This window comes from Xenophilus sp., from assembly GCF_044462705.1.
GTDB lineage: Bacteria > Pseudomonadota > Gammaproteobacteria > Burkholderiales > Burkholderiaceae_C > Xenophilus > Xenophilus azovorans.
Genome location: NZ_JBIQNC010000269.1, coordinates 1 through 5,470, shown reverse-complemented (window position 1 = coordinate 5,470; position 5,470 = coordinate 1). Strand labels below are relative to the sequence as shown.

At 73.9% G+C, this 5,470-nt stretch carries 7 protein-coding genes; 2 read left to right on the top strand and 5 right to left on the bottom strand.

The window, feature by feature from the left end; translation table 11 throughout:
- On the bottom strand, window positions 1–188 hold a 188-nt coding region (locus ACIY1X_RS24325; protein WP_399685691.1), incomplete at its 3' end, for a hypothetical protein.
- On the opposite strand from ACIY1X_RS24325, the gene ACIY1X_RS24320 reads away from it, so the two are divergent.
- The gene (locus ACIY1X_RS24320; protein ID WP_157008389.1) at window positions 187–438 is read left to right on the top strand and encodes a hypothetical protein; all 252 of its coding nucleotides are present in this window, start codon (window positions 187–189) and stop codon (window positions 436–438) included. The two genes, ACIY1X_RS24325 and ACIY1X_RS24320, sit on opposite strands and share 2 nt — an antisense overlap.
- Before the next feature lie 15 nt (window positions 439–453).
- Here ACIY1X_RS24320 and ACIY1X_RS24315 read toward each other — a convergent pair whose 3' ends face one another.
- The 4 genes from ACIY1X_RS24315 to ACIY1X_RS24300 all read right to left on the bottom strand — a co-directional run bounded on the left by ACIY1X_RS24315 (window position 454) and on the right by ACIY1X_RS24300 (window position 4,073).
- Window positions 454–1,839 (bottom strand): MFS transporter, encoded by a 1,386-nt coding sequence (locus ACIY1X_RS24315; RefSeq protein WP_399685694.1) that lies wholly within the window; start codon window positions 1,837–1,839, stop codon window positions 454–456.
- 153 nt (window positions 1,840–1,992) lie between these two features.
- Window positions 1,993–2,400, bottom strand: coding sequence for a hypothetical protein (locus ACIY1X_RS24310; RefSeq protein ID WP_399685688.1), 408 nt, complete (start codon window positions 2,398–2,400; stop codon window positions 1,993–1,995).
- A gap of 144 nt (window positions 2,401–2,544) precedes the next feature.
- Window positions 2,545–3,120, bottom strand: coding sequence for a methylated-DNA--[protein]-cysteine S-methyltransferase (locus ACIY1X_RS24305; RefSeq protein ID WP_399685685.1), 576 nt, complete (start codon window positions 3,118–3,120; stop codon window positions 2,545–2,547).
- On the bottom strand, window positions 3,117–4,073 hold the full coding sequence (locus tag ACIY1X_RS24300; protein WP_399685682.1) for a LysR family transcriptional regulator: 957 nt from the start codon (window positions 4,071–4,073) through the stop codon (window positions 3,117–3,119). Before ACIY1X_RS24300 ends, ACIY1X_RS24305 begins: the two co-directional genes overlap by 4 nt.
- Before the next feature lie 92 nt (window positions 4,074–4,165).
- On the opposite strand from ACIY1X_RS24300, the gene ACIY1X_RS24295 reads away from it, so the two are divergent.
- Window positions 4,166–5,356, top strand: coding sequence for an MFS transporter (locus tag ACIY1X_RS24295; protein ID WP_399685680.1), 1,191 nt, complete (start codon window positions 4,166–4,168; stop codon window positions 5,354–5,356).
- Window positions 5,357–5,470: the final 114 nt, after the last annotated feature.

Sequence of the window (5,470 nt, the reverse complement as noted above, 5' to 3'; positions counted from 1 at the left end):
CGAGCACGCTGATGGCCACGCCGCTGTTCAACCGCGCCATGCGCGGCGCGCCGGCCTTGCCCGCCCAGCCGGCCGGCTGAGCGGCGCCAGGCCGTCAACAGTTTGTTGCCGCCGGGCCCATCCGGCATGTTCAGATCAGGCGCTGCCCGATCGTCTTGCGGTCGGTGCATCTCGCAGGAGCAGGACATGCCGACTCTCAGGACCATGGCCATCACCGTCGAACAGCGCGGCGAGGCCTGCTTCCACTGGGTGGTGCTGCAGGCCGACGACAACCCGGCGCAGGACGTGCCGCTCTTTCACCGCATCGAATCCTCCGCCCGCCCGCTGCGCAGCCACGCCGAGGCGGTGGCAGCCGGCCGCGCCGTGGTGCGCCGGCTGGCCGAGGCCGAAGAGGCGCTCGACCGCATCGTCGCCGGCAGCCGTTCGATGAGCGCCTGAGCCGGCCGGCCGCGCTCAGTGCGTGGCCGGCGCGGCGCGCAGCCGCAGCGTGCTGCACACCCCGGCCAGCGCCGCGCACGCCGCTGCCGCGGCCAGCGCCACCGCCGGGCCCTGCCCGTCGTGCGGGTTCCAGACGCTGAAGATGATCGCCAGCAGCACGGCGCCCAGCGTCTGCCCCGTGAGGCGCGCGGTGCCCAGCATGCCGCTGGCAGCGCCGCTGCGGTGCCGCGGCGGCGAGGTGACGATGGTGTGGTTGTTGGGCGACTGGAACAGGCCGAAGCCCAGCCCGCACAGCGCCATGCGCCACACGACCGAGGCGTCCGGCGCGTTGTGCGGGAGCGCCGCCAGCAGGGCCAGCCCGAGCGCCATCAGCCCCAACCCGATGCCGCCCAGCAGCCCGTCGGGCACGCGGCCGATCAGCCTGCCGGCCAGCGGCGCCATGGCCACGATGGCCAGCGGCCAGGCGGTGATCAGCAGCCCCGCTTCCAGGTGGCTGCGGCCCCAGGCGTCGAGCAGCAGGAAGGGCAGCGCGATGTAGGCCAGCATCTGCGCGCAGAAGGCGCTCACCGAGGTGCCCATCGACAGCGCGAACACCGGGATGCGCAGCAGGTCCACCGGGAAGAGCGGCGCCACGCGGCCGCGCTGGCGGCGCAGGTAGAGCGCGCCCACGCCGATGCCCGCGGCCAGCAGCAGCGCGGCGTCGATGGGGAAGCCCGCGGCGGCGCCCTCGCGCGCGCCCAGCCGGTCGGCGCCGATGAACACCAGCGCGAACATCAGCGCGTTGAGCAGCACGTCCACCGGATCGATGCGCGCGCCGGCGGCCGGGGCCTCGCGGTTGGCCGGCAGCGCGGTGCGGCCGAGCGCCAGCACCAGGGCGGCCAGCGGCAGGTTCAGCGCGAACAGCCAGGGCCACGAGGCCACCGAGAGCACGGCCGCCGCCACCGACGGCCCCGCCACCGAGGAGGCGGCGACCGTCATGGAGTTGATGGCCACGCCGCGCCCGATCTGGCTGCGCGGGTAGATCAGCCGCACCAGCGCCGCGTTCACGCTCATGATGCCGGCTGCGGCCATGCCCTGCGCAGCGCGGGCCGCGATCAGCAGCGGCAGCGACGGCGCCAGCATGGCGCCCACCGAGGCCAGCGCGAACAGCGCCATGCCCCACAAGTACACGCGCCGGTAGCCCACCAGGTCGCCCAGCGTGGCCAGCGGCAGCAGCAGCACCAGCGTGGCGATCTGGTAGGCGTTGACCACCCAGACCACCTGCGTGGGCGTGGCCCGCAGTTCGGTGGCAATGCCCGGCAGGGCCAGGTTCAGCAGGGTGCCGTCGAGCACCGCCAGGGCGATGCCGAGGACCAGCACCATCATGGCGCGCCGGCGTTCGGCCAACGGCAGGCCGTCCATGCAGGCGCTGCCGGCCGGCGGGCGCGCAGGCGCCAGCGAATCCTCCGCGAGGCGCGGCGATGAGGAAAAAGGCATCGGGGCATTGTCGGCGCGGCGGCCCGGCGGTACCGGCAGCCGCGCCGATGTCCCTGCACCGGCGCCCGCCCGCCGGTATCAGGCGCCGTCGTCGTCGGCGGGCACCAGCCCCAGGGCGCGGCGCAGCCGCTCCAGCGCGTCGCCCAGGCGCCGCAGCGCCGACTCGACGCCGGCGGCGCTGGCCTTGTCGCGGGCCTGTGCCTGCACCGCCGGCAGCAGCCGGTGGGCGCGCCAGCTTCCGGCGTCGAGCACCTTGGCGATGCGCTTGGCCTGCTCAGGCGTGGTGGGGGGCGTGCGCGCCGCGGCCAGCACCGAGAGCCGGTCCGCCTGCTCCGCCAGGTCGGCCAGATGGTCCGCATCCTCCAGCGACCACTGCTGCACGACATCGAGCATCGACAGCAACTGCAGCGCGGACGATGCCAGTTGCCATGCGGTTTCGACCGCGGCAGAGGCATGGTCCTGGGGAACCGGCGGGGAGCTGTCCATGAAGAGGGCGCAAGAATGCGGCAAAAGTCTGTCTCGTGACAATGCGTGCCACTTGTAACGGCATTATTGATCCATTCGCCACTTTTTTGAACACGAAAGTTTCCAGTACACGCCCAAGCCGTGACTGTGTGTTGCGGCAGCGGGTCAGTACGGGAAGAGCGAAGGCGTGCCGCCGGGGCAGGCGCCCTCGATGGTCAGCATGCGCATCTTGGTCAGCGCGCCGCCGTGCGCCGAGAAGCCGCCGCTCCAGCCGGCCGCCCCCAGGATGCGGTGGCAGGGCACCACGGGCGCGAAGGGGTTGTGGCCCAGCGCCTGGCCCACGGCCCGCGCCAGGGCCTTGTCGCCGAGCTCCAGCGCCAGGTCGCCGTAGGTGCGGGTCTGGCCGGGCAGGATGCGGCGCGCCAGCGCATAGACGCGCTGGTTAAATTCGGGCACGCCGCGCAGGTCCAGCGGGATCTCCAGCAGGTCGCGCGGCTCGCCGGCCATCAGCGCGGCGATGCCCTCCATCGCCTGCGCCGCCGCGCTGCCCAGGCGCGCCGCATCGACCTGCGGCAGCGCCGGATAGCGCCGCGCCATGCGCGCCCGGGTGGCGGCCTCGTCGGCCTCGGGCAACTGGGCGCCGAGCAGCCCGGCCCCGCTCCAGGCGAGGCCGACCGGGCCGATGGCGGTCGGGAAGACCGTCCAGGCCGCGTCGGAAGGGTGTGTCGATGGCTGCATCATGCGAGGCGGCCCGCGGCGGCGGGCGGCGCGCGCCGATTCTGCGCCGAAAGCGCGGGCAGCCGCACCTCGGTCGCGAGGAAGTCCAGCACCGCACGCACGCGCGCCGGCAGCCGCCCTGCCCGGCCCAGGTAGACCGCATGGATGGGCTCCAGCTCGCGCGGGTTGAAGTCCTCCATCACCGGCACCAGCCGGCCGGCCGCGATGTCCGCCTGCACGTGGTAGACCGACAGCCGCGCCAGCCCCGCGCCGTGCAGCACCAGCGTGCGCAGGGCCGAACCGTCGGAGGCGCGCACATTGCCGGCGATGGGCACCTCGACGATGCGCCCGTCCACCTTGAGCGGCCAGTCCGGCACGTTGCGGCGGTAGGTGTTGCCCAGGCGGTTGTGGCGCAGCAGCTCGTCGGGGGTGCGCGGCGTGCCGTGGCGCGCCAGGTAGTCGGGCGTGCCGACGATCACCTGCTCGGTCTGGCCCAGCAGGCGCGCCACCAGCTCCGAGTCGGCCAGCCGGCCCCAGCGGATGGCGATGTCGGCGCGCTCGTCCATCAGGTCCACGACGCGGTCGGTCAGGCTCAGGTCCAGCGTGAGTTCGGGGTGGGTGGCCAGCAGTCGCGGCACCAGCGGCAGCAGCACGTGCTGGCCGAAGGGCACGCTGACGCTGAGGCTCACCCGCCCGCGCGGCGCTGCGCCGGCGGCGCAGCGCTCGGCCTCGTCCATGTCGGCCAGCACGCGCACGCTGCGCTCGTAGAAGTGGCGGCCCTCGGCGGTGAGCTGCAGCTTGCGGGTGGAGCGGTGCACCAGTTGCACCGCCAGGCGCGCTTCGAGCCGGGCGACGAGCTTGCTGACGGCCGAGGGCGTCATCCCCAGCACGCGCGCGGCGGCCGAGAAGCCGCCCCGGTCCACCACCTGGACGAAGGCTTCCATCTCGCCGGAACGGTTGACCTCGATGCGCGGCACGGCTTCCTCTGTTCTGTGAATTCAACTCACAGCTTCTTGTCGGATCGGCATTCTAGTCATCGAAGCCGGCGCCCTGCACAGTACGGGCCATCATGCCCATCGCACTTCTCGCCCTCACCGCCGGCGCCTTCGGCATCGGCACCACCGAGTTCGTCATCATGGGCCTGCTGCTGCAGGTCTCGGCGGACCTCCGCGTCTCCATTCCCGCGGCCGGCCTGCTGATCTCGGGCTACGCCATCGGCGTGGCCGTCGGCGCGCCGCTGCTGACCCTGGCCACGCGCCGCCTGCCGCGCAGGACGGTGCTGCTGGCACTGATGGCCGTCTTCACGCTCGGCAACCTGGCCTGCGCGCTGGCGCCGGACTACGGCGCGCTGATGGCCGCCCGCGTGCTCACCTCGCTGGCGCACGGCACCTTCTTCGGCGTCGGCTCGGTGGTGGCGACCGGCCTGGTGCCGCCGGAGCGCCGCGCCTCGGCCATCGCGCTGATGTTCACAGGCCTGACGGCGGCCACCCTGCTGGGCGTGCCGGCAGGTGCGTGGATCGGCCTGCACTTCGGCTGGCGCGCGGCCTTCTGGGCCGTCACCCTGGTCGGCGTCGCGGCGCTGGCGGTGCTGTGGCGCTTCGTGCCGCGCGATGCCCGCCGCGCCGAGCCCGCGCCGCTGCGCGAGGAACTGGCCGTGCTGCGCCGCCCGCAGGTCTGGCTGGGGCTGGCGATGACGGTGCTGGGCTTCGCCGGCGTGTTCGCCTTCTACACCTACGTGCAGCCGCTGCTGACGCGGGTGAGCGGCCTGCCCGAGGCGGCGGTCTCGCCGGTGCTGCTGCTCTTCGGCGGCGGGCTGGCGGTGGGCAACCTGCTCGGCGGCCGGCTCGCGGACCGCGGCGCGATGCGTGCCGCCGTCGGCACCCTGCTCGCCCTGGCGCTGGTGCTGGCCGCGGCGCGCTGGGCGATGCCGCATGCCGCCCTGGCCGTGGCCTTCATCGCCGTGCTCGGGGTGGCGGCCTTCGCCACCGTGGCGCCGCTGCAGATGCGCGTGCTGGAGCAGGCCGCCGGCGCCGGGCAGAACCTGGCCTCCAGCCTGAACATCGCCGCCTTCAACCTCGGCAACGCGTTGGGCGCGTGGGTGGGCGGCGCGGTCATCGCGCACCAGCCGGGCCGGCCGGGCCTGATGAACCTGGGCCTGGCCGCCGCGGCGCTGACGCTGGCCGGGCTGGTGCTGGCCCTCGGCAGCCAGATGCTGGAACGGCGCCGGCGGCCGGTGTGCTGCGAAGCGCTGGGCGCCTGAAACCTTCACCTCTTCTTCTCAAGGAATCGACACCATGGAACATCGACTGCTCGGCCGCTCCGGCTTCCGCGTGCCGGTGCTGGGCTTCGGCGCCGGCACCTTCGGCGGGCGCGG